Annotated in this window: 14 protein-coding genes and 1 pseudogene; 2 read left to right on the forward strand and 13 right to left on the reverse strand. The window is 70.4% G+C overall.

Annotated elements, in window-relative coordinates:
- Positions 1 to 189: 189 nt before the first annotated feature.
- The 8 genes and pseudogenes from FGX59_RS12765 to FGX59_RS12800 all read right to left on the reverse strand — a co-directional run.
- A pseudogene (locus FGX59_RS12765) lies at positions 190 to 496 on the reverse strand (transposase); the annotation flags it as partial.
- Between the two features lie 266 nt (positions 497 to 762).
- A complete protein-coding gene (locus FGX59_RS12770) occupies positions 763 to 3,180 on the reverse strand; it encodes a methyl-accepting chemotaxis protein (protein WP_138466919.1) in 2,418 nt (805 codons plus the stop codon).
- A gap of 34 nt (positions 3,181 to 3,214) precedes the next feature.
- A complete protein-coding gene (locus tag FGX59_RS12775) occupies positions 3,215 to 3,784 on the reverse strand; it encodes a hypothetical protein (RefSeq protein WP_138466920.1) in 570 nt (189 codons plus the stop codon).
- A 1,056-nt stretch (positions 3,785 to 4,840) separates the two neighbouring features.
- Entirely contained in the window at positions 4,841 to 6,004 is a 1,164-nt protein-coding gene (locus FGX59_RS12780) for a hypothetical protein (RefSeq protein WP_138466921.1), read from the reverse strand.
- Entirely contained in the window at positions 6,001 to 6,600 is a 600-nt protein-coding gene (locus tag FGX59_RS12785) for a glycosyltransferase family 4 protein (protein WP_171060630.1), read from the reverse strand. The genes FGX59_RS12780 and FGX59_RS12785 overlap by 4 nt, the downstream gene beginning before the upstream one ends.
- 427 nt (positions 6,601 to 7,027) lie before the next feature.
- Entirely contained in the window at positions 7,028 to 9,823 is a 2,796-nt protein-coding gene (locus FGX59_RS39455; protein ID WP_138466923.1) for a tetratricopeptide repeat protein, read from the reverse strand.
- Positions 9,824 to 10,005: 182 nt separating this feature from the next.
- On the reverse strand, positions 10,006 to 11,016 hold the full coding sequence (locus tag FGX59_RS12795) for a Hint domain-containing protein (protein WP_138466924.1): 1,011 nt from the start codon (positions 11,014 to 11,016) through the stop codon (positions 10,006 to 10,008).
- A gap of 997 nt (positions 11,017 to 12,013) precedes the next feature.
- A complete protein-coding gene (locus tag FGX59_RS12800) occupies positions 12,014 to 12,850 on the reverse strand; it encodes an AraC family transcriptional regulator (protein ID WP_138466925.1) in 837 nt (278 codons plus the stop codon).
- A 104-nt stretch (positions 12,851 to 12,954) separates the two neighbouring features.
- On the opposite strand from FGX59_RS12800, the gene FGX59_RS12805 reads away from it, so the two are divergent.
- A complete protein-coding gene (locus FGX59_RS12805) occupies positions 12,955 to 13,683 on the forward strand; it encodes an aspartate/glutamate racemase family protein (protein ID WP_138466926.1) in 729 nt (242 codons plus the stop codon).
- Between the two features lie 60 nt (positions 13,684 to 13,743).
- Here the strand turns inward: FGX59_RS12805 and FGX59_RS12810 are convergent, their stop codons facing one another.
- The 5 genes from FGX59_RS12810 to FGX59_RS12830 form a co-directional block, all read right to left on the reverse strand.
- Positions 13,744 to 14,346, reverse strand: a complete 603-nt coding sequence (locus tag FGX59_RS12810) for a pyridoxamine 5'-phosphate oxidase family protein (RefSeq protein WP_138466927.1) — start codon at positions 14,344 to 14,346, stop codon at positions 13,744 to 13,746.
- A gap of 106 nt (positions 14,347 to 14,452) precedes the next feature.
- The gene (locus FGX59_RS12815) at positions 14,453 to 15,037 is read right to left on the reverse strand and encodes a hypothetical protein (RefSeq protein ID WP_138466928.1); all 585 of its coding nucleotides are present in this window, start codon (positions 15,035 to 15,037) and stop codon (positions 14,453 to 14,455) included.
- Positions 15,038 to 15,108: 71 nt separating this feature from the next.
- The gene (locus FGX59_RS12820) at positions 15,109 to 15,426 is read right to left on the reverse strand and encodes a hypothetical protein (RefSeq protein WP_138466929.1); all 318 of its coding nucleotides are present in this window, start codon (positions 15,424 to 15,426) and stop codon (positions 15,109 to 15,111) included.
- 649 nt (positions 15,427 to 16,075) lie between these two features.
- The gene (locus tag FGX59_RS12825) at positions 16,076 to 16,576 is read right to left on the reverse strand and encodes a GNAT family N-acetyltransferase (protein WP_138466930.1); all 501 of its coding nucleotides are present in this window, start codon (positions 16,574 to 16,576) and stop codon (positions 16,076 to 16,078) included.
- Between the two features lie 69 nt (positions 16,577 to 16,645).
- Entirely contained in the window at positions 16,646 to 17,542 is an 897-nt protein-coding gene (locus FGX59_RS12830) for a LysR substrate-binding domain-containing protein (protein WP_138466931.1), read from the reverse strand.
- Between the two features lie 1,755 nt (positions 17,543 to 19,297).
- Between FGX59_RS12830 and FGX59_RS12840 the strand changes: the two genes are divergently transcribed.
- A complete protein-coding gene (locus FGX59_RS12840) occupies positions 19,298 to 20,629 on the forward strand; it encodes an FAD-binding oxidoreductase (RefSeq protein WP_206078351.1) in 1,332 nt (443 codons plus the stop codon).
- The last annotated feature ends 1,211 nt before the right edge of the window (positions 20,630 to 21,840 follow it).

Below are 21,840 nucleotides of genomic sequence, written 5' to 3' on the forward strand. Positions count from 1 at the left end.
TCGCTGGCACAAGTCCGCAGACGAAATTCTCGCCTCAGTGAAGCGCTTCTGCCAAAAGACCGTATGTCAGGGACTTTAGATTCAGGTGACTAGCGGCGCCGTCGGTGGCGATGCGTGCCGAGTGCTTCCTGGGCCGGCCACTCATTCATCAGGCGTTCGCGGTGCCACAGGCGCCACGGCCCCTCTTCATTCACCGGGGAACGTGCCGTTGGTACTGTCGACAAGGAGGTTGAGCGGGCCGGGAGCCCGGCGCGACGAAAGCCGGACCATGATTGTCCCGCGGACTCTCGCAGTCGCACCGGGGCCACGGTTCGCGCTGTCGACGGCAGAACGACGCGAAGTCCGGCACCGGTCCGTCCGGCCCTGCCATCTCGAGGATGCCGGAGACCATCCCGGTCGGGTCGCGGGGTGGCTGACAGAACAGGACCTTCACCATTGGGCAGAATTAGATCGCCGCGTCGGAAAATGCAGGCGGACCGCTCTGCTCCCCTGATTTCCAAAGAGAGTTGGGTCGGAGGTCAGCGCAAAATTGCGCACGTGGACGCTGTTGCGGCCTTGCCGACAAACCGCTGCGCGCCCGGATCAATCCGCTCCACCGCGCCCGGCAGGCTTCGCGGCCGGCCGCTTGGGGTTTGTCCAAGCTGGAGCAGGTCCGCCGCGTGGCCACTTACAGCCGGGCCGCAGCAGGACCTGCCTCGCGGACACATCGATCGCGGCAAACCTTCGGCGGAACCCGCAAGTGTCCCCAAAGCTGAGGGCCGGTCAGGCGCTTCGCCGCTGCGGGACCTCCTCCGGATCCTCCGTGCCCTCCGGAGGGATCTCGGTGCGGAATTGCGTCACGGTGTCGAATAGCAGCTGTGCCGCGGCGGAAAGGCTCTGGCTCAGCGCCGCAGTCTCCTCGAACATGGCGGCATTCTGCTGTGTCACCGAGTCCAGATCGTTGACGGCAGTATTGACCTCCGCCAGCCCGGCCGATTGCTCCTGCGACGACCGGGCAATCTGCGACACCAGCTCCGCCACCCCCTCGACCGAGGACAGGATCTTCTCCAGCGCCTGACCAGCCTGGCCAACCAGCGAGACACCGCGCTGCACCTGGTCCGAGCTGCGCTGGATCAGGCTGCCGATTTCCCGCGCGGAGTCCGAAGATCGCTGGGCAAGCGCGCGCACCTCGGAGGCCACCACTGCGAATCCGCGCCCGGCTTCGCCCGCCCGGGCCGCTTCCACCCCGGCATTGAGCGCCAAGAGGTTCGTCTGGAACGAGATGTCGTCGATCACGGTCACGATCTTCGCCACCGCAGCGGAAGAGCCGGCGATCTCCTCCATCGCACCCACTGCCTCGGTGACGATGCGCTCTCCCGATTGGGCATTGGCACGGCTCTCGGCCACCATCCCGTCGGCCTTGGCCGCACTGGACGCGGCCAGGCGGACCGAGGCCGTCAGCTGGTCGAGCGCTGCCGCCGTCTCCTCCAGCGTGGCCGCCTGCCGTTCGGTGCGCCGTGCCATCTGGTCCGAGGCGTCATTCATCGCCTTGGTTTCTCCGCGGATCGAGGCCGCACCGCCGAGAACCTCGGAAATGGCGGAGGAGAGCTGTTCCAGGGCGGCGTTGTAGTCGGCGCGCAGCTCCTCGAACCGGGGGGCGAGCCCGGAGCCGATCGGGCTCGCCAGGTCGCCGCCCGCAAGCGATTTCAACCCGCAGCGGATCGCTTCGATGGCCATGGCCTGTTCGGCGTCCGACCGGCTGCGCGCGGCTTCGGCGCTGCTGCGCTCCTCTTCCTGGCGGGTGATGTCGCGGCCGAGGAAGATCGCGCTGACCACCTGCCCGGCCTCGTCGCAGACCGCACTGAAACTGCCGTCGATGACACGGCCGAGGCAGGTCCGGACCTTGGCCGCGACCGGCGCGTCGGCGGCCAGCCCGGCCAGCAGCGGCGCCCCGCCAGCAGGTTCGAGAAAATCGGAAAGAGCGCGCCCGGCCAGCGTTCCGGGCGCCTCGCCGAGCGCCGCCGCGAGATTGCCGTTGGCGGCCGTGACGGTCCCGTCCGTGCCGAGACTGGCCATGCACTGGTTGCGGTCGATGGACCTCTTGAGCGCGTTGACCGCCTGCAGTTCCGTCACGTCCTGCCATTCCATCACATGGCCGATCGGCGCCCCCCCGGCGTCCCGCACCGCGCTCAGCAAAACGTGGAACCGGCGCGTGCCGAGCTCGGCATCCGCGCTGGCCGGACCGGCAGCCTGATCCTCCGCGGTCCGCCGCAGCGCCCCGAGGCCCGGCGCCAGCGAGACGGCGTCGCGTCCGGCCAGCGCCTCGCGTCCGCCATCTGTCCCCACGCAAAAAAGTGCCTCGGCCGCGGCGTTCAGATCGCGGATGGCGAAATCCCGTCCGAGGAGCAGCGCGGGCGTCGAACTGTTCTGGAATCCCGCCCCCTTGAAGGCCGTCTCCTCGCGGAGCGCCTCTGCCCGGGCCAGCGACCCCTGCAGATCTTCCAGCGAGCTCGCAATGCCTCCGATCTCGTCCTGGCGCGCGGTGCAGGGCACAGTCTGGCCGTAATCGCCTCCCGCCAGCCCGCGCACGGTGGTGCAGAGCTCGACCAGCTGGCGGATCAGCGTGCGATGGAGGAGAAGCACCGAGAGCCCTGCCGCCAGGACCAGGACCGAGGCCGCCCAGGCCAGCGCCCTGAGCTGGCTGGCCTGCACCTTCTGCCGCAGAGGATCGAGCGTCCAGGTCATCGCGACAGCCCCGGCCAGCGCGGCATCCTTGCCGAAGAAAACCGGGGCGGCATAGGCCAGCGTGCCGGGAACCACCGCGGGACTGCCGCTTTCCAGCGCCAGCTGCGCGGCTTCGGCCAGAGTGTCGGATTCGTCCTCTGCCGTCGCGTCGACAATTGCGCCGTCGCTGTCGAAGGCCGCCGCCGCGATGGCCGCGCCGCCGGAATTGCCGACCGCCTTGGCGAAGAGCTCCCCCAGGGCGTCGGCCTTGCCGAACTTCAGCGCCCCGCCCGACTGCTCGGCCACGAAGGCAGTCACCTGCTGGGCCTGGCTGCGGATGCTGGCCTCGGACAGCTCGAGCGCGGACCGGTAGGACACGAAGGCCAGCGTGCCCGCGACCAGCGTCGCGCAGCCGACGAGCAGCATCGCGCAGCGGGCAAAGACCGACCGTCCGATCAGAAGACTTCCGGCGCCCATTTCACTCCTCCGGGGATGTCAGGCCGCTGGCCGTTCAGAACAGAAGCTCGGCGTTCAGGCCGACCGTCATGGTGCCGATGACGGCGCCCGCCGCATCCACGACCGGCACCGAGACCTGGCCCTGATAGGTCTGGCTCGATTCGTCATGTTCGACATCGCCGACATGGACCGCATCCGCCCCCTTGCCGAAGACGTCGGTGAATTTCTCCTCGTCGCCCTGCCAGTAGTCCGAGGTCACGTCGCTGGCGGCGACATTCAGGCCCAGATTGTCGGTGACGAAGAGTTCGGAAATGACCCCGCCGGAAGCCTCGACCTTGGCCTTCAGGAACTCGGCAGCCGGTCCGGAGAGCACGGCATCGATCATCGGCGTGTCGCTGCCGCCGACCTCTGCCCGCCAGGTCGCGTCGAGCGCGTCGATCTGCGCCTGGTCGAGCCCGGCGTGGTCGGCATTCTGCGCGGCGACCGCGTCGGCCAGCACCGGATCGCTTGCCCAGGGCAGGACATTGTCCTGCAGATAGGCCAGCATGGCCGGTTCGAACTCGTTCGCGAAAAGCGGCGTCGCGAGCTGGGCCGCGATGATGCCGAGGGCTGCAGCAATGCGCATGGGCAATGGCCTGATCCTTGTACCTGCCTGCCCCGCCAGAGCGCGGGACGGGCCTGCATGGTTCCCCAGGCTGGCTAATGCCCGGTGAAGCCAACCGCTCTCGCCCAGGCTTTTTTCCATCGCATTTGCCTAAATCCGCCCGGAAAATCGGCCGCCGGAGCGGCAATCCGGGATGGAAGCGGGCTTTCGGACCGGATGCTGCGCGGTCCCGCCTCGCAAGGTCCGGCCCGAGATGGCATTGGGAAAACCTCGTTCGGCAACGTGCAGGGCGAAGGTGGCCCTCGGGGCCAGCCGCGAGGGCCTGGCGACGGCCGGGATGGGCGGGACATGCGGCAGCCCCGCCCCTTCGATCAGCGGCGTGAAGCACGCGGCGATCAAGACGGAGGCCGTCCGGAAACGATCCGGCGGCGAGTTTCCCGCGGAACGTGCGGGACTTCCGCGGCCAGAGGACGGCTGAACCTGTGAAGACCGGACACGGAGATCGGAATCGAGCCCGTCCGCGCCACCCGTTCGAGCGCGACCGGCGACCGTGCGGCAAGATCGGCCAGCTGGGGATTGCTCGGCTCTGGCGGTTTCTGACATGCGACTGCGCCCACCTGAACGCCGTCGTGACCGGCTCGGAGGCGCGGAAAGGGATCACCGTCTGGATCAGCTGTCGCAACCAAGGACGCCCGCACCCGTCGCACGGGCTGCCGGCGCCGGACGGGGTCCGTGACAGCCGGAGCTCATCCCGAAAGACCGCCACCTGAAATCAATCGAATGACACAGCCTGGCCGGGCGGAAGGCTGGCCGGAATTTCAGGACCAACGCTGCCCCGCCTCACCCGGGCCAATGGATAGCGAAAGAGGTGAGCGGCGCGGAGGATTCCGGGAAGACCCTAAATCTGCACGTATCGCCGGCTCAGGGCTTGCGCAGCCTGGGAGAAGCTCGGTGACTGGCCACGCCCGCTGCCAGGCATGGCACCCCGGTTCGACGCGGCGGGTCGGCAGGGCATGGCGCCCAGATCAGGACCATTGCCGAGACCGCCCGCGACGCGTTCGAGCCGCGCTGCCGCGATCAGGCGACCTTGTCGCGGAACATCCGCTCGAAACGCTCAACCTCGGTGAGCACCCGCCGGTCATCCGGTGCCTTGAGCTTGGCATGCTCCAGCTGCCGCTTCATCTGCTCCAGTTTGCCCATGCTCTCGAAATCGCGGGCCATCAGGCAGAATTTCAGCGCCTCGATCGTGTTGAGCAGGTCCGAAATCAGCAGAATCGTGGTGTCCGCCGCATCGCGCTGCTTGTCCTTGCTGAGCTCGCCGTCCTTCTCCGCGGGTTCCGGGGTCTGGAAGAGGTCGAGCCCGAAGGTGCGGTTGATCCAGTCGACGTCCTCGCGGGTGCCCGCATGGATCTCGCGGCGCACTTCCAGCGGCAGCAGGAACTTGTTGCCCCCGAGCTGCTCGAAGGCGAGCGTCTCCTTGCCGGTCCGGTTCGGCCTCCGGCCGGTCTCGTCGAAGAGCGGGCGGAGCGAATTGAGCGAGCTCAGCATCTCCGCGCCTTCCATCGAGAGCGCCTCGTTGTCGAAGCTGGACGCGGCCAGGATGGTGGCCGCCGCCTCTTCGCTCATGTCCATCTGAAGGCAGAAATCCGCGACCAGCCCGCCTTCGACCTTCACGGCCGCGCCGAAATCGCGGACCCGCACATTCGGAACGCCGAAGGTCGCGATGGCATTGCCGATCCGGCCGATGAAATTCGGCAGCTGGATCTTCTTGTAGAGCTGGGCAAGCGTGTCGCCGCCTTTCAGCAGCTGCTGGGCGACGCTGGTCGTGTAGGCGACGGGCTCGCGGATGTAGTAGAGGACGTCGATCTCGTCGACATAGTCCGAGAACCAGACGCGCAGCGACTCGAGCTCTTCGCGCGACAGGTTGGACAGCCCCTCGGCCGAGACCATCACCCGGTCCCAGTTGTCCTGCTCCAGCTCGCGCAGGATGTTGTCGCGGTACTTCTTCTGCAGCGCCTCGACATCCGCCTTCGAGCGGATGCCGGCCATGCGGTTGGCGATGTGCCGGGACGGGTCGTCCATGAAGAGCGTGCACATCGGGTTCGTGTGGTTGGCCGCGACGCCGAGATAGAGCAGGCGGTCCATGGCCAGCAATTCGCCGCGCACCGCGTGGCAGGCATTCTGGATCGACGTCGTGCCCGTCTTGGGCATGCCCGCATGGAGAAGGAGGGTTCTAGTCATTCCTGACCCTTTCCGAAAACTGCGCGGCCGCTTTTTCCCAGCAGGCCGTCATGGTGCTTCTCCGCGGCGCCATAGGCTTCGAGATACCGGTCGATCATCACGTCGGTGCTGTATTTCTCGCTGATTTTGGCAGAATCCGCGGCGAAGTCACGGCGCGTGCCCGCGTCGAGCATCCGCTCCATCGCCGCCGCGAATTTCTCGGTGAAGGCTTCCGTGCCGCGCTCGACCGGGACGATGATGCCGCCGATGCGGCTGTCGATGGTCAGCATGTTGGGGATCTCGCCCATGTCGGAGGAGATCATCGGCAGGCCCTCCTGCGCCGCCTGGATCAGGCAGAGCGGGTTGGACTCGCCCGGATAGCGCGTCGGCAGGATCGCGCAGTCGGATATCCGGTAGATGCCGTTCACCAGAGACTGGTATCCGAGGAAGGTGATATGCGGCGAGTCCTCCTCGTGCACGATCGTCGAGGCCTCGTCGGTCTTCGGGCCGTTGCCGACCAGCAGGAGATGCATCGGCGTCCCGGGATTGCGGCCCCGGATCTCGTGGAAGGCGTTGATCGCGACGCGCCAGCCCTTCCGTTCGACCCCGCGGGCCACGAAGGTGAAGACGATCGCGTCCTCCTCGATGCCCAGATCCGCGCTGCCTCAGCGCCTGGTTATACGCTTGCCAGTTGGTGGTCTTGCAGGTCGGCTTCGGAGGTCTGCTCATGCAGCCCGGCTAGCATGCTGGGTTCACAAGATGAATCCCACTAGTTTCGCGCAACAACGCCCGCTGCAGAGGTGGTTTCTGTCGACGCCTTTCCGCGGCGCCCTCCCGGGAAATGGCGACCTGAGGCGCGAAAACGGGGCCTGAGCGCGCGCTGCGGGCGGGTCCGGGCCATTCGCCTTCCAGCCCGCGCCGGGAGCCGCGGCGCGGTTGGCGCCCTGCACAGCCTGTGCGCCGGAGGCCGCATTTTGCAGCAGGGCGCAAAGCCGCGGCGCCGCCCCGCACAACCCTGGCGCGATCCGCGATTCGGCCCCGGCCTCACCGGACAGGGACCGGCCGCGGCAGCTCCGCGCCGTCTTGCGCCCGGAGCAGGGCCGCCAGCGCCGACAGGCCTCCGGGCAGGTTGCCCTGGTTCCAGTAGGCCCGCGTCCGCTTGTAGGGGAGCGGCGTGTGGATATGCACATGCCGCCCGATTTCCGCCTTGCTCAGCAGCCGGATATCGGGATCCGTGCCGCCCTTCTCCGCCTCCTCCAGCGCGCGGGCCACGGCGCGGGTCAGCAGGCCGGGGCCCGTCTTGGTCCAGGTATTGTCCCTGTGCCTCTGCAAGAGCGCGCATTTCGCCGCCGCCGCGGCCCAGGCCAGGACCGGATGGTGCGGCCGCGCCAGGATGATGTTGTTGCCGATCGCGCCGAGCGGCTCCAGATGCACGAGCAGTCCGGCCGAGCGCGCGCGCAGCAGATCCGGGTCCGCCGCCAGCCAGTCGTCGCAATCGGCATAGACCCCGCCCTCCGCGGCCAGGTAGCAGAGGCGGAAATAGTCGCTCTCCTCCGCGGGCGATCCGGCATGGAGGAAGGCGCGGTCCCAGTCCGCGCCCAGCCGCGCGCGCAGGTAGCGGCGGGCCGCACTGCGGTCGAAGCGGCGGTAGCCATAGCCCGGCTGCGCCTCCCAGCTCTGCATCAGCCGCGCCACCGCCTCTGGCGGGCGCGAGGCGTTCCAGTACTGCACGATCTGCCGGGGCACCCGCTCCGGTCCGCTGGCCGCGGCCCCGCCGCCCGACCCCACCCAGTCGCGGATCCGCTCCATGCTGGCCGAGCAGAGCGCGGAGGCCGTCCTGTCGCCGGGTGTCTCCCAGCCAAGCTGCGTCTCAAGATGCAGCACCCCGTGGAGCGAGGGGTTGAAATGCAGCACGTTGCGCTGCGTGCCGCCAGTGCGGAACTCCTCCATGGCCGTACTGGCGTCGTCGAAATTGCCGAGGCCCAGCATGATCTGCAGATGCTGCTCGATGCTGGGCCTCCGCCCGGTCACGCTGCGCAGGATCCGCTCCGAGATCTCCCTGGCCCGAGCGAGATCGCCGAGCTCGTAGAAGGCGTTGCAGAAGGCCGCCTGCCAACGCAGCGACCCGGCATTCGGCGCCTTGATCGCCGCCCCGATCTCGCGCCGCGCCCGGTCAATCTGTCCTGAGGCCGCCAGCGCCGTCATGTACTGGCGGAAGATCCCCGGATTGCCGGGACGGTGCCGCTGGACGAAACCGAGATAGCGCGCGGCCACCGGCAGCTTGCCCTGCTGCCATAGGAGCAGGGCGATCAGGACGGTCTCGGCTTCCGGCCGCGCCCGGCCCGGGCTGCGCGCGCGCCGCCGCAGCGCCTCGGCAGGTCCCAGGGCCAGCGCGCCGGATTGAAGCCGCAGGGCTTCCCGCTCCTGAGGCTGCACCTGCGCCAGCATCGCCTCCGCCGCAAGCTCCCAGCCCGGTACGCCGCCCTCGAACATCGTGACGACCGCCTGGCACGCGGTCCCCCGGTCGAGCACCGGCGCCCGGAACACTGCTTCGGCAAACCCCGCAAAGCTGTCGCCGAGCCCGAGCAGGTCGGAAAGCACATAGGTGCGCCAGAGCAGCCCCGGCGGCAGCCGCCCGGCCAGCGGCAGCAGCGCATCGCGGCACGTGGCAAGCAGCTCCGCCGCCGCCTCCGCGGGCAGCGCCTGCGCCCCGCGGCAGAGAATCCCAGCCGCAACGATCCGCTCCGCCTCCGGGCCCCCGCCGCAGAGCACGGGGCGTTCCTCTGCCAGAAGCCGCGAGAGCAGGTCCGTGTCCCCCGCCTCGGCCGCGATCTGCGCGCGTTCCTGCCGCGCCCCGGCATGGCCCGGCGACTGCGCCTGCATCGCGGCAACCAGCTCCTGGCACTTGGCGGTCTCTCCGGCGAGGCGCCAGGTCACGGCCAGCTGATGGCGCACGCGGTCATCCGGCGCCTCGGCCAGCATGGCTTCGAGCCACGCGGCGCTGTCCGCATGGCGATGCAGCTGCCGCAGCAGCACCCCCCGGCGCAGGCGCAGCGGGACATCGCCCGGGCAGGCCTCCAGCGCTTCGTCGACCGCCGCCAGCGCCGCCTCGTCGCCTTCGAGCACGGCAAGGGTCTCGGCCCGTTCCAGCCAGGCGGGACCGTGCATCTGTCTCCGGCCGCGGAGATCGTCGAGCAGTTCCAGACCCCGTCCGGGCGCCCCGGACTGCCGCAGCGAGACCGCCAACTGGTACTGCAGCCGGGCCTCCTGCGGCCATTCCGCCAGCAGCACCTGCAGAAGCTCGGCACTCTCGGCGAAGCGGCGCGCGCCGCGCAGCAGGAACCCGCAGCGGATCCGCAGCGCCTTGTCCGCCGCCCCCGCCGCCATCGCGTCCCGGCAGGCGCCGATGGCCGCGTCGCCGTCGCCCAGAGCGGCCAGCGCCTCGACCCGTTCCATCCAGGCGCCCGCATGGCCGGGCGACGCCGCCAGGATTTCCGAGGCCAGCGCAAGCGCCCGCTCCGGCCGGCCCGACTGGCGCAGCGACACGGCCAGCTGGTGCCCGACCACGGCCTCGTCCGGCCGCGCGGCATAGAGCGCCTGAAGGCAGGCAACGCTTTCGTCGTGCCGTCCGGACAGCCGAAGCAGCACGCCGCGGCGGAGATGAAGGGGATTGTGGCGCGGGAAAGCGGCAATCCCGGCTCCGATCACGTCGAGCGCCTCCTCGATGCGCCCGGCCCGGTGCAGGGCCGCGGCCTCTGCCAGATGGCCGCGGGGTGTCGTCGCCGGGCGGTGCCCGGTTGCCGCCGGTGTCTCCGGCCGGACTGCGTCTGCCTGGGTCAATGTCCGCTACTCGCTTTCTGCCTGGGATGGGGGCAGTGCCGGCGCGCGAAGAACCGCTCCGGCGGCCGCGTGGCGCCGGATGCGTGCCGCGGACACGGCACAGGGGGATGTCTTGGGGGGCAAACACGTGGCGGATCCGCGAGGGGCCCGCCTCCGCCACGTGTCCTGCTGCCGGGCCCGGGTCAGGCGGCGGACAGCGTCTCCATCAGGGTCCGGAATTCGTCCTCGACGGCTTCGGCAAAGGAACCGATGCCGAAACGGCTGGCGATGTGCTGCGGAAGCTGGCGCGAAGCCGAAATGCGCAGCCGCCTCATTTCCGGAACAATGCGCTCGCAGCCATAGAGCTCCATGTATTCCGAGAAATTGTCGAATGCCCTGCGGCCGACATAGTCGATCAGCGTTTCTGCCGCGGCGCCATTCGCCAGAATCTCGTCATGATCCTGCGTTTCGACATGGTAGTAGGTGAATTCCTCCGGCATTTCCGCCAACGGAACCTGGAGGATGGTCCGGCCATTCACCAGCGCACCGGCATTGACCAGCAAGTCGTCGACAACCACGCCATGATCGGCCGAAAGGTAGAGATCCGCCAGCGGAACCCCCTCCCCCAGAGCGCCTTCGCGGATACAGATCGGAGCAAGCCGGTCCGCCATATCGGATCTCGCAAGGGCATTGCGGATTTTCTGTCGGCCGATCCATTTCACCGGAACAGGTTTTCCGGCTGCGGTCAGAACCAGATCTCCGATGCCGAGAAACTCGACGGGGCGCTGGCCTTCAGGGGTCGAAATCAGGGTGCCGCCGACAAAGCAGTTTGCGGCCGCTTCCTCGACCTGCCAGCCGGAGGAGGTATCGACGGCCGTGAAGGTGACGCCGCTCAGATCGGTGCCCGCAGGCACGAAAATGGTGGTGTTTCCAAGCAGGAGGCCCGGCCCGCTCGCCACGAACCCGATCGTGTCGCCATTGCTGTCAACGAGGTTTCCGAGATACTCATATTGGTCATCCGCCAGGATTCCGCCGTCCGGACCGGTGAACTCCTCGTTCAAATCCAATATGTTAGTGTCGTCCCCTGCACCATCGGAATTGTCGGCAATGGTGACTGAAGTGTTTTCCGCAAATGTTAGAAGATCAAGATTCACATTGAGAAGGTCACCTACACCCAAGGATGTCGAGGTGTAGGTATCATATGAATTCGCCATGTGCGCTCTCCGCTGGACAGGGAAATACCGTTACGCTGAGGAAGCCATCCCTTGCATGCACTCTAAGCCCCCCTCGCCCGAATAAGTTAAGAAGGAAAGAATCTTTAAAACAAGGTCTTTTGTTTCATTGTTAATAATAGAATCGAAACGAAACCGGCTTTTTTCGACACATACTGACATCTGTCTAAGATAATTGCGGACATAAATCGCTTGCTGTCTATTTTTTTAATCGTTCGCCGATTCTTTTTTGATTCGGCTTCGAATCACTTTCCGAAGCCGTTTCTCTCGCTTCTCAAAACGCCACCACCTCCGGACAGAACAGCATCCCACGGGACGTATCAGAATGATATCTGTTCGTGTGCTAATGGAAATTCTGTCCAGAAATTAAACTGCATTCCAGAACAATATCCGCATGCTGATATTGACTTCCGAAAGCATTTCTTCCCTATTCTGCCCGCTTGGCGGGAAAATCAATTTCAGACTGATCCAGTGCCGGAAATTGAACTACAAATGATGCAGCCCTCCGGACGGAAAACCGGACGGCCGACGGGCCGAAAGGCGGCCGGGGCGCCGGACAATGCATGCCTCGGGCGGGCGCGGTGCCGGATGCGGTCCCCCGCGTGCACCTGTCCGGGCCGCACGGTCCCGGCGGATCCGGGCGCCGCCGCGGACCCTTGGCGGGCACTGTCCCGGCTCTGTCCCCGGCCCGCAGGTCGATGCCGGACGGGGCGCCCCCCCGGCGGGCTGGTCCTGCCGCAGCCCTGGCCGCACCCCTGCGAAGGGACATTGCGGCTGAGCCCGCCGGGCATCCGCATGCAGTCATGGCAGGAGGGTCATGGCCGAGCCGAGGTGGCGCGCGCGCGCCCTGCCCGGCAGGGCAGCCCGGCGCCCCTGTGGTCGCCAGCTGTGCCGCCTCGCGCGGTTCCCGGCGTGCCCGGGACCGGGGCCCGCCCGGCACGGAGGGCGCGAAGGCGGCTCCTGCCGCGACCCGAAGGCCTCAGCGGCAGGCCGCCGCATAGGCGCCGGGCGTCACGCCGAAATGGCGGCGGAACTGGCGGATCAGGTGGCTCTGGTCGAAGAAGCCGACGCTCGCGGCCACCTCCGCCGCGCCGGTGCCCGCCGCGAGCAGGGCCTTGGCATGGCGCAGCCGGATCTGGGTCAGGTAGCCATGAACCGAAAGCCCGGTCGCGGCGCGGAAGGCGCGCATGAAGTGGTATTCGCTCAGCCCCGCCGCCCCGGCCGCCTCGCGCACCGAGACCGGCCCGCCATACTGCGCCGCGAGATAGTCGAGCGAGCGGCGGATGCCCGCCCGCGCCGTCCCGGGGGCCGCATGGCGCCGCGCCCGCTGGCCATAGCGGGCGATCAGGGCGGCGAAGGCCTCGTAGGCGGCGCATTCGCGCTCCAGCACGTCGGGCGCCTCCGTCATGACCCGGTGCGCGCGGTTCAGCGCCCGCGTCGCCCCCGGGTCGTGGCGGATCACCTCGCTGCCGAAATCGAGCTCGCCCCGCCCGCCCAGCACGTCATCGGCGATGCCCTCGAGAAAGCGCGCGGAGGGGTAGAAGGCGCAGTAGTCCCATCCCGCGTCGCGCGCCGCCGCCTCTGCCGCATGGACCTCGCCGGGATGGATGATCATCACCGTCCCGGCCGCCGCCACCCCTTCGCGGCGCAGCACGCGATGGCGCTGCGCCCCCCGGCTGAAGGCCGCGATGACGAATTCATCATGGAAATGCGCCGGATAGCTGTGATCGAAGCAGGAGGCGCGCAGAAGCTCCAGCCCGTCGGGCAGGCTGCTGTCGCGCCAGAGGGTCATGCGGTCGCGCCGCCTCGTCGCCATGCCTCGCCCATCCCGGTTCCGTGCCGCAGCAGGATCGTCCAATCCCGCCCCGCTGGCGGCGTGGCAGACCCCGTGCATCCTGCAACGCAGCATACCGGGACAGCATGACCAGCAGCAACAAGGCGCGGCCCCTGCCGCAGAAAGTGATCGGCATCCTCGGCGGCATGAGCAGCCAGGCCACGGCGGAATACTACAGGATGCTCAACGCGCGGATGACCGCCCGGCTGGGCGGCTGGGACACGGCCGAGATCGTCACGGTCTCGGTCAATTTCGGCAATATCGAGCATTTCGTCCGGAACGCGCTCTGGGCGGAGGCAGAGGCCTATCTGGCCGGGAAGCTCGACCGGCTGGAGAGGGCGGGGGCGGATGTGATCCTCTGCGCCTCGAACACCATGCACCGCGTCGTTGCCCCGGCCATGGAGGGGCGCGCCACGCCCTTCCTCCATATCGCCGATCCCGCGGGCGACGCGCTCCGCCGGGCCGGACTGTCGCGGGCCGGGCTTCTCGGGACGCTGCCGGTGATGCAGTCCGGCGCGCTCCGCCGCCGCTACCGAGAGCGCTTCGGCATCGAGATCCTCGTGCCGCCCGGGGACGGCCAGCAGGAGGTCGACCGCATCATCTTCGACGAGCTCGTCCATGGCGCGCTGAACCCCGGCTCGAAGGCCGCCTATCTGCGGATCGCCGCTGCGCTGCAGGCGCGGGGCGCGCAGGCGCTGATCCTCGGCTGCACCGAGATCTGCCTGCTGATCGGCCAGGACGACCTGCCCGGCCTGCCGGTCTTCGACACGACCAGCCTGCATGTCGATGCCGCGCTGGCTTTCGCGCTCGGCTGAGGGTTCCGGCGCGTTTCCCGCCGTCATCGCGGCGGCAGGACGGCGGTTGGCGGGCCGCCGTCACACCGGCGCGCGTCCCCCGCGCCGGGCCGCGATCTCGGCCTCGAGCGCGGCGATGCGGGCGTCGCGGCGGCCGAGTTCGGCCTGCACCTCCGCCGCCTCGCAGCGCCGCGGGATGTGGCGCGGGCAATTGTCGTCCCAGGCCTCGACCTCGATCAGCAATGCCCGCTCCGCGCCCTCCGCCCGGGTCCGTCCATCCGGAACCGGACCGCACTCGGCCAGGCGCCCGCGCCCCCAGATCTTGACCCGCCGCCGCTGCGCATAGTCGATCAGCAGGAGCACCACCCGGTCATTCTCCGCCAGATGGGCGGCCGTCTCGTCCGGCCCGTCGCCGGGCGGCACCGCCATGGCGAGGCTCCGCGTGCCGAGAAGGCGCAGGAAGCCCGGCGGGCCGCCGAAATGCTCCAGGCCCGGCGCGCCGACGGCACTGGCCGTCGCCAGGAACACGCTGCGCTGCGCCGCCATGAAAGCCTCCAGATCGCGCGGGATGTCGATCGGCCATTCGACCGTCCCGTAAAACCGCCGCGAGCCGCGCTGCCGCTGGATCTCCTGCACCGCCGCCGAGAAGGCGAGCCCGTCTGGGGACCGGTCGAATTCGGACATGCCGCCTCCTTGCGCGGGACCATCCTGGCCGGAGCAGCGCCCCGGCATGCCGCGCCTCTATCGGCGCGGGCCGCCCGGCTGGCAAGGGCGCATCGCCCCGGATGCCTCAGCGCGCGCGGCTATAGCCCGGCGCCAGCCGCATCCAGCGGAAGACCATCATCAGCGCCAGCGTCGTGGCGACGAGCCCGAAGAGGTCGCCGGCCGCATAGACCGCCAGCACGCCGAGTGCCCGGTCCGGTGGCAGCATGCCCGAGAAGACCACCGCCTGGCCGCCGGAATTCAGCAGCGAGGCCATGATCCCCGCGACCAGCAGCCAGCGCCAGTGGACCCGCGCGTCCCGCCCGGCATAGAGGTTCAGCCCCAGAAGCCGCAGCAGCTCGAAGGACAGGATCGCCGCGGAGCCCCCGATGGCGATGGAGACCAGGATCACCGGATCGGTCACGCTGGAGAATTCCGCCGGCGTGAAAAGCACCTCCGACAGGAAGCCCCCGGCGCAGAGCGGCAGGAAGGCGCGCCAGCCCAGCAGCCAGGCCGACAGCACCCGCACCCCGTGGGGCAGGTAGAGCAGGCTGGCATAGCGCGTCAGGTCGGGGAAGACCTGCGACTGCAGCGGCGTCACCAGGAAGGCGGTCAGGCCATGGCAGAGCACATAGGCGAGCGCCACCACGGCGAAGGTCTGGAGGTATTTCAAATTCCGCTCGTTCAGGCTGGTTCATCCGGTTGCGGCAGGCAGCTGCCTGCCGATTGCGGGCGCGGGCCGCCCTAGCGCTTCAGCAGATCCCCGTCGAGAAGGTCGCTGCGGACCGAATAGCTCTTGGCCTTCGATCCCTCGGCGCGTTCGAGGATGCCGGCGCTGAGCAGGGTCCGCACCGCGCGGTAGAAGGTTGCCTGGGCCACGGTGGCGACCAGCGGATGCGCCCGCATCTCGTCGGAGCCGACCACGGCTCCGGGCCCCTTGCTCAGGCTATGGGCGGCAAGCAGCACGTCCCTCTCGATCCTGCTGAGACTGTCGAGCCCGACATCCCGCTCCAGCCGACGAAGCATCTCCCGCAGTTCGAAAATCGATGTGAGCCTATCCATGCAGCATAATCCTCCAGCGCCCCGGAGTCGTCAAGCGGGCACGGCGGGGCTGGAAAATTATCACTATGATAAACTATTGGCTTTGGTGAAGCATCATGCTAGCTTTCTCCCCGGCGGCGCTCTTCGCTGGAGAAGACACCGCTCCTTATTTCGATAATGCCCCGCCCCGGTAACGTCAGTTGCCGGGGTTTTTGCTTTCGGCAGGAACACGCCGACCGCAGCGGCGGCAGGCACAATGCGCCGCCACCCGTTCCCCCCTGCCCCGGACCAGGCCCCGCCCCGCGCATCGCATCCCGGCGGAGGGCACCGCCGCCACGCTCCGGCCGGAGCGCTCCTTCCTGCGCTGTCATCGCGCCACAGCGGAAACCGCAGGCGGCCCGTCTCCTTGGCCTCTTGCCGGCTCCACGCGCGCTCCCGAGGGACGGGCCCCGCAAGGAGACGACCCGGACGCCCCGAAGGACCCCGCTTGCTGCATCGGAGCGGGACGCCCTGCCGTCGCCCGCTCGCGCAGGCGCCGGAACAGCCCCGCACGAAGGCTCAGGCAGGAGGTTCTGACGCCGCGCCCGCCGGAGGCGTTGCCTGCCCGGAGCGGCCGGCCCTCCGGCGGCCTGGGCCAGGGCCCGTGCCGGGACGCTCCGGCGGTCTGGGCTCAGCCCCCCGCGCCGAGCGCCAGCCGGTAGAAGCGGGTATCGACCGCCATCCGCGGGAAGGCCGGGGGCAGCGCGCCGGGCGGCACCGCGGAAAAGCCGTGCTTCTCGTAGAAACGGTGCGCGGCGAGGAATTTCTCGGTCGTCCCCAGATAGATCTCCGCCAGCCCCGCCGTCCGCGCACGCTCGAGCAGCGCCCCGAGCAGGGCCGCCGCCACGCCCGGGCGCCCGCCGCGATGCGCCGCCGAGACGAACATCTTGCGCAGCGCCCCCTGGCGGTTGCCGATATCCTTCAGCCCGATCGTGCCGACCAGCGCGCCGCCCTGCTCCGCCACCAGGAAATCGCCCGCGCCGCTCTGGTAGAACGCCGGGATCGCTGCCAGATCCGGCTGATCGGCGGCGGTGATCGCGATGCCGAACTCCGCCTGCTGGATCGGCAGGATCAGCGCGATCACCGACGGCGCGTCGCCCTCGGCATAGGGGCGGATGACGAGATCGCTCATGGCTGGGCCTCCGGGAATTGCCGCCCCGTGCCTAGCCCGCCCGCCGGGCCGCGCCAAGTCCGCGGCGGCTCAGATCCGGCTGCGGCGCACCTCCTCGCCCAGCCACTGGCGGAAGGCCTGCGCCTGCGGGTCCTGCCATTTGCGCTCGGGGATGACCAGCCAGTAGCCCTCGCCCGACAGCACCGGCGGACCGAAGGGCGCGGCCAGCGCGCCGCATTCGAGCTCGGCCGAGATGTAATGCGCGGGCAGGACCGCGAAGCCCATCCCGCGCAGCGCGCCTTCGGCCAGCATGCAGCTATCGGCGAAGCGGTGGCCCTGGATCGTGCCGCTATGGCCGGTGCCCGAGAGCCGCAGCCAGGTCAGCCAGAGGCTCGGCCGCGAGGCGTTCTGCAGCGCGGGCAGCCGGTCGAAGGGGAATTGCCCGGGATCCTCCACCCGCGCCGCCAGAGCCGGGGCGCAGACCACCGCCAGCCTTTCGCGGAATAGCTCGGTCGCGCGCGCGTCCTTCCACTGCCCCGCCCCGCGCAAGAGCGCCGCGTCGAGCTCGCCCCCGGCGAAATCCGCGCCCTCGCCGATTGTGCGCAGCTCCACCGGGATGCCGGGATGCTGGGCGAAGAAGCCCTCGAGCCGCGGGATCAGCCAGCGCGTGGCCATGCCGGGCGTCGACCCGACCTGCAGCGCCGCCCGCGCGCGGCGGCCGCGCACGACGTCGATCGAGATTTCCTCGAGCCGCGCCAGCACCTGCGGCAGGTCGGCATGGTAGCGCGCGCCGAGCTCGGTCAGCACCAGCCGCGGCCCCGCCCGGTCGAAGAGCGGCGTCGCCAGGAAGCGCTCCAGATTGCCGATATTGCGGCTGACCGCGCTCTGGGTGACGCCCAGCTCGTCGGCGGCGCGGGTGAAGCTCAGATGGCGCGCGGCGGCCTCGAAGGCCTGCAGATCCGCGAGCGAGGGTATGTAGCGGCGCATCGGCCCCCTTCATGAGGTTCGCTCATGGAAGATACAGGTAAAGGCGTTTCCCCTCCCGCATCGTTCCGGTTAACCCGGAGCCATTGGCCGGCAGCCGCTGCGGGCGCCACCGGAAAGGCCGGTAGCCCGGGCGGCTATCGCAGTTCTGCACGGTTTTCAACCGGAGGCGGCCGGGCGGTGATGGAAAGACCGGCATGAGCAAAACGAATGGAATTCGCCCCTCCCGGCGGCCCGCGCCGGGCGCGGCATGACACCCGCATGCCAGACAGCCCCAGCGCTGCGGCGGCTTGCGCTGGCCGCAGAGCAGGCCGGACCCGCCGGAACAGCAGGCAGGCTGCGCCATACCTGTCCCGTGCCCGCCGCCGATGCAGCCTCCGCGACCGGGGGCAGCGAAGGTAATCCGGCGCCGGGGCGTTCCGCGCTCGGGTCCCTACACCGGGAACCGGCCGCCGGCCGGACGGGCGCTGATGTCCGCTCGGTCCGTCCGCACCGCAGCGCGACCGTCCCAGCCCGGTGCCCGACTGCGGCCGCATCCCCCTTCGCCACGGCTGCAGCGCTGTCCCGCCCGGCGCCCATCCGCAGCCACCGCCCTCACTGCATCGCCGCTGGGCCGCCCAGGGACAGTGAGCCCGGCCGCGCCTGCCCTCTGCGTCCCGATCATCCCCGCATTCCGCTCCGGCATCGGGATCTCGCAGCCATTCGACCCCTGCGCCGGCAGACCCGCCCACATGCGAGTGCGTGCCGGGGCAGCCCCCGCCAGCAGGAGACGGGATCGCCCCGGCACGGAGCAATGGAGAAGCACCGCCTGCCGCGCTGCTCCGGGATCCGCCTGCAGGCGCAGGGGACAGCGTGGCGGGACCGTGGCAGCGCGATGAGCGAGCCCGGAACACAGCGTCATCCTGGCCGCCGTCCCATGGGGGAAGATGTGCGCATGACCTGCCTTCCGGCCCGCGTGCCTTCCGCCCTGGCGCCGCGATCGAAACCGCCCGCTGGCCCGGCGCCCGGCGCAGCGTCCATTCGGGCGCCACGGCGCCTTCGGCCGCATGCAGGGGCGCCGTACCTGCCGCCCCCGTACGCGGAGCGGCCACGCCTGCCGGCCCTGCGTCGCGCCCCGGCCAGCCGCGCGCTGTCGCGGATCGCCTGCACAGTCCGGGTCGCCCTCCCGGAGACCTGCAGCGGCGCCGAACGACGTGGCTGGGCGATCAGGCGCAGGATCGGAACGCGTCGCCCCGCCGCCTCCGCCCGGCTGGACCGCTTTGCAGGACTGCGGCCCGTCATCGCCGTGGCGAGGGCCGGCGCAACCGCGCTCACGCCGGGACGCCAGAGCCAGAGCCAGAGCCAGAGCCAGAGCCAGAGCCAGAGCCAGAGCCAGAGCCAGAGCCAGAGCCAGAGCCAGAGCCAGAGCCAGAGCCAGAGAAACGGCAGCAGATCGCCGGCCAGAGCGCAAGACGCGCGAGACGCGATGGCCATCGTCCGCACGCGGGTAGGCGCGCGCCGTTTGGCGGAGGCCGAGAGACGCCGCGGCGCCACCCTGCCACCCGGCTGCGGGAACCGCCATCCGGCCCGCCAGACCGCGGTCGGGACGGCCATCTGCCAAGGCGGCCACCCGGCCGTGGCGCGGCTCCGGGGCTCCGGCTCCGCCGCGGCGCCGGCCGAGCGCGTCTCTGCGCCACATCCCGCCCGGGGCGCCGGGCGGGACAGGGTTTTCCTGCCCGGACAGGAACGGACTGCCGCCACGGAGGGATCGCGGACGCGATGGAAGAAATGAACGGGGACCGGCCCGCGCTGCATGTCGCGGTGATCGGCGGCGGCATCATCGGCGCCTGCACGGCGCTGGAGCTGGCCGGGCGCGGGCACCGCGTCACGCTGGTGGAGCCGGGCACGCCGGGCGGGCCGCAATCGGCCAGCTACGGCAATGGCGCCTTCCTCTCGCCCGCCTCGGTGATCCCGATGTCCTTCCCGGGGATCTGGCGCAAGGTGCCGGGCTTCCTCCTTGACCGCGACGGGCCGCTCTCGATCGCGCCGCGCGCGCTGCCGCGGCTCGCGCCCTGGCTGCTGCGCTTCCTGCTGGCCGGGGCGACGCAGGACCGGTTCCGCCGCACCGCAGGGGCGATCCATGCGCTGATCCATGACGCGCCCGCGCGGCACCTGGCGCTGGCCGCGCGGATCGGCCGGCCCGATCTGGTGTCGCAGGACGGGCTGCTCTACGCCTTCCCCGACCGCGCCGCCTTCGCCGCCGAGGCGATGTCCTGGGACCTCCGCCGGGAGCTCGGCCTGCACTGGGAAGAGGTCGAGGGCGAGGCGCTGCGGGCGCTGGAGCCGGGGCTCTCGCCGCGCTACCGCTTCGGGGTGCTGCTCGGCGCCGGGGCGCAATGCCATGATCCCGGCGCCTATGTCGCCGCCATCGTCGCGCAGGCCGGGACGCTCGGGGCGCGGCGGCTCGCGGCCGAGGCCACCGGCTTCGCGCTGTCAGGCGGCCGGCTCGCGGCGGTGGAGACGACCGCCGGGCCGCTCGCCTGCGACCGCGCGGTGATCGCCGCGGGCATCCGCTCTGCCGCGCTGGCACGGCGCCTGGGCGAGACGGTGCCGCTGGAATCCGAGCGCGGCTACCATGTCGAGATCGAGGCGCCGTCGCTCCGCCTCGCGCGGCCGGTGATGCCGAGCGACGGCAAGATGGCGAATACCATGGTCGCGGGCCGGTTCCGTGCCTCCGGGCAGGTGGAGCTCTCTTCCACCGCCGCGCCGCCGAACTGGCACCGCGCCGAGGTGCTGCTGCGGCATCTGGCGCGGACCTATCCAGGGCTCGAGATCCCGGCCGCGGGCATCCGCCGCTGGCAGGGGCACCGGCCCTCCACGCCCGACGGGCTGCCGGTGATCGCCGCCGCACGCCGGGTGGAGGGCGTCGTCCATGCCTTCGGCCACGGGCATATCGGGCTGAACGCGGCGCCCGCCACCGCCGAGATGGCCGCCGATCTGGCCGAGGGCCGCCCGCCGCGGATCGACCCGGCCCCCTACCGGGCGGCGCGCTTCCGCCCCTGGCGCCCGGTCTCCCTCGCCCCGCCGGAGGCCGCCGATGACCGGCGCTGATCCCCGCGCCACGCGGCCCGTTCAGCCGCCCGCAGCGCCCTCCGCCTCCCCCGGCGACCGCTCAGGGCGGGCCCGCAGCCTGGACAGTCCCGCGCCGGACAGGGCGCCTTTCTGCCGGGAGTTCCTTGAGGTTTCCGCAGCGGTGCCGGCGCCGCATCGCCCCTGCCATGACGGCGGACCGAGGAACCGTCACCGCGCCCGATCCGCCGCGCCGACTGCTCGCCGTGCCGCCTTGTCCGGGACAGGCGCCGGCCCCGTCCAGTCGCTCCGCCGGGCCGGACGCCCCGCCGCCAGCCCGCAACGCACCACGCTGCATCGCGCCCCGGGCGTGACAAGCCCCGAACCGGGGCGCAGTGCCGGGCACGGGTGGCACCCGGCCCGGTCAGCCCCGGTCCTCCGCCCTATCGCGAGCGGCCCCCGCGCCGCCTTTCCATCGGCAGGCTGCGCCGCCGTCCGTCCGGAGACCGCCAACGCCACGCGTCCCGCCGCCGGACCTGCACCGGGCTCGACCTGCCCGCGCAGCGCCACCGCGGCGCCGGCAGACGCCGCTGACCGGGCCGCCCCGTTCCGGATGGCCATCCGCCTTTGCCGCGCAGCAGCGCTCGGGGAGCGCGGACCCGTCCGGACAGGGCACTGCGGAACTCCGGGCACCGATGCGGCCGCGCCAGTCCTGTTGCAGGAGCGCGGGTCCGCTACACGGCAGCCATGCCCCGCACCGCGGGTCGCGCCCTGCCTGACCGCCGACCGCAGCACCGCCGGCGTGCCGGATGCACAACAGGACCGGGCCGTCATGAAGGGCCGCGAGGGGATGTTTCCGGGGCTCGCGCGGGAGCCCGCCACCAACGCCGCTCTGCCGGGCCCGGGCTTGCGCCCTGACACGTCCCGGCGTGCCAACCCGAAATTCGACGCCCTTTCTCCCCGGAAGCGCATGGACGCGCGAGCGCGGAACCTTGGCACACTGCGTCTCATCCCGGCCAGGGCGCCGCACCGCACCGCCAATGCGGATCAGCCCGGTACCGGCCCGCGCGGTGATCCGGCCCGGAGGACCGGCCCCGTCCTCAGCGCCCTTGCACCCCGTGGCCCGATGACCGCGCGCGCGGGAAACCGCGGCACTCGGGATCTCAGCCCCATCGCGACGCTGGAGCGCGGAACCTTTGCAGGTCAGCCGGGCAACGGCCCACGCTGTGACCCGGCCCGAAGAAGCGACCCCG

Origin of the sequence: Poseidonocella sp. HB161398 (genome assembly GCF_005870025.1) — a bacterium.
In the GTDB taxonomy this organism is placed as follows: Bacteria; Pseudomonadota; Alphaproteobacteria; order Rhodobacterales; family Rhodobacteraceae; genus Mangrovicoccus.

What these genes read in the sequence shown, in the direction of transcription:
- FGX59_RS12840 (WP_206078351.1), top strand. Translation starts at nt 19,298, where the DNA reads ATGGAAGAAATGAACGGGGACCGGCCCGCGCTGCATGTCGCGGTGATC.
- FGX59_RS12810 (WP_138466927.1), bottom strand. Translation starts at nt 14,346, where the DNA reads ATGTCCGAATTCGACCGGTCCCCAGACGGGCTCGCCTTCTCGGCGGCG.
- FGX59_RS12830 (WP_138466931.1), bottom strand. Translation starts at nt 17,542, where the DNA reads ATGCGCCGCTACATACCCTCGCTCGCGGATCTGCAGGCCTTCGAGGCC.
- FGX59_RS12805 (WP_138466926.1), top strand. Translation starts at nt 12,955, where the DNA reads ATGACCAGCAGCAACAAGGCGCGGCCCCTGCCGCAGAAAGTGATCGGC.
- FGX59_RS12800 (WP_138466925.1), bottom strand. Translation starts at nt 12,850, where the DNA reads ATGGCGACGAGGCGGCGCGACCGCATGACCCTCTGGCGCGACAGCAGC.
- FGX59_RS12820 (WP_138466929.1), bottom strand. Translation starts at nt 15,426, where the DNA reads ATGGATAGGCTCACATCGATTTTCGAACTGCGGGAGATGCTTCGTCGG.
- FGX59_RS12770 (WP_138466919.1), bottom strand. Translation starts at nt 3,180, where the DNA reads ATGGGCGCCGGAAGTCTTCTGATCGGACGGTCGGTCTTTGCCCGCTGC.
- FGX59_RS12780 (WP_138466921.1), bottom strand. Translation starts at nt 6,004, where the DNA reads ATGACTAGAACCCTCCTTCTCCATGCGGGCATGCCCAAGACGGGCACG.
- FGX59_RS12775 (WP_138466920.1), bottom strand. Translation starts at nt 3,784, where the DNA reads ATGCGCATTGCTGCAGCCCTCGGCATCATCGCGGCCCAGCTCGCGACG.
- FGX59_RS12795 (WP_138466924.1), bottom strand. Translation starts at nt 11,016, where the DNA reads ATGGCGAATTCATATGATACCTACACCTCGACATCCTTGGGTGTAGGT.
- FGX59_RS12825 (WP_138466930.1), bottom strand. Translation starts at nt 16,576, where the DNA reads ATGAGCGATCTCGTCATCCGCCCCTATGCCGAGGGCGACGCGCCGTCG.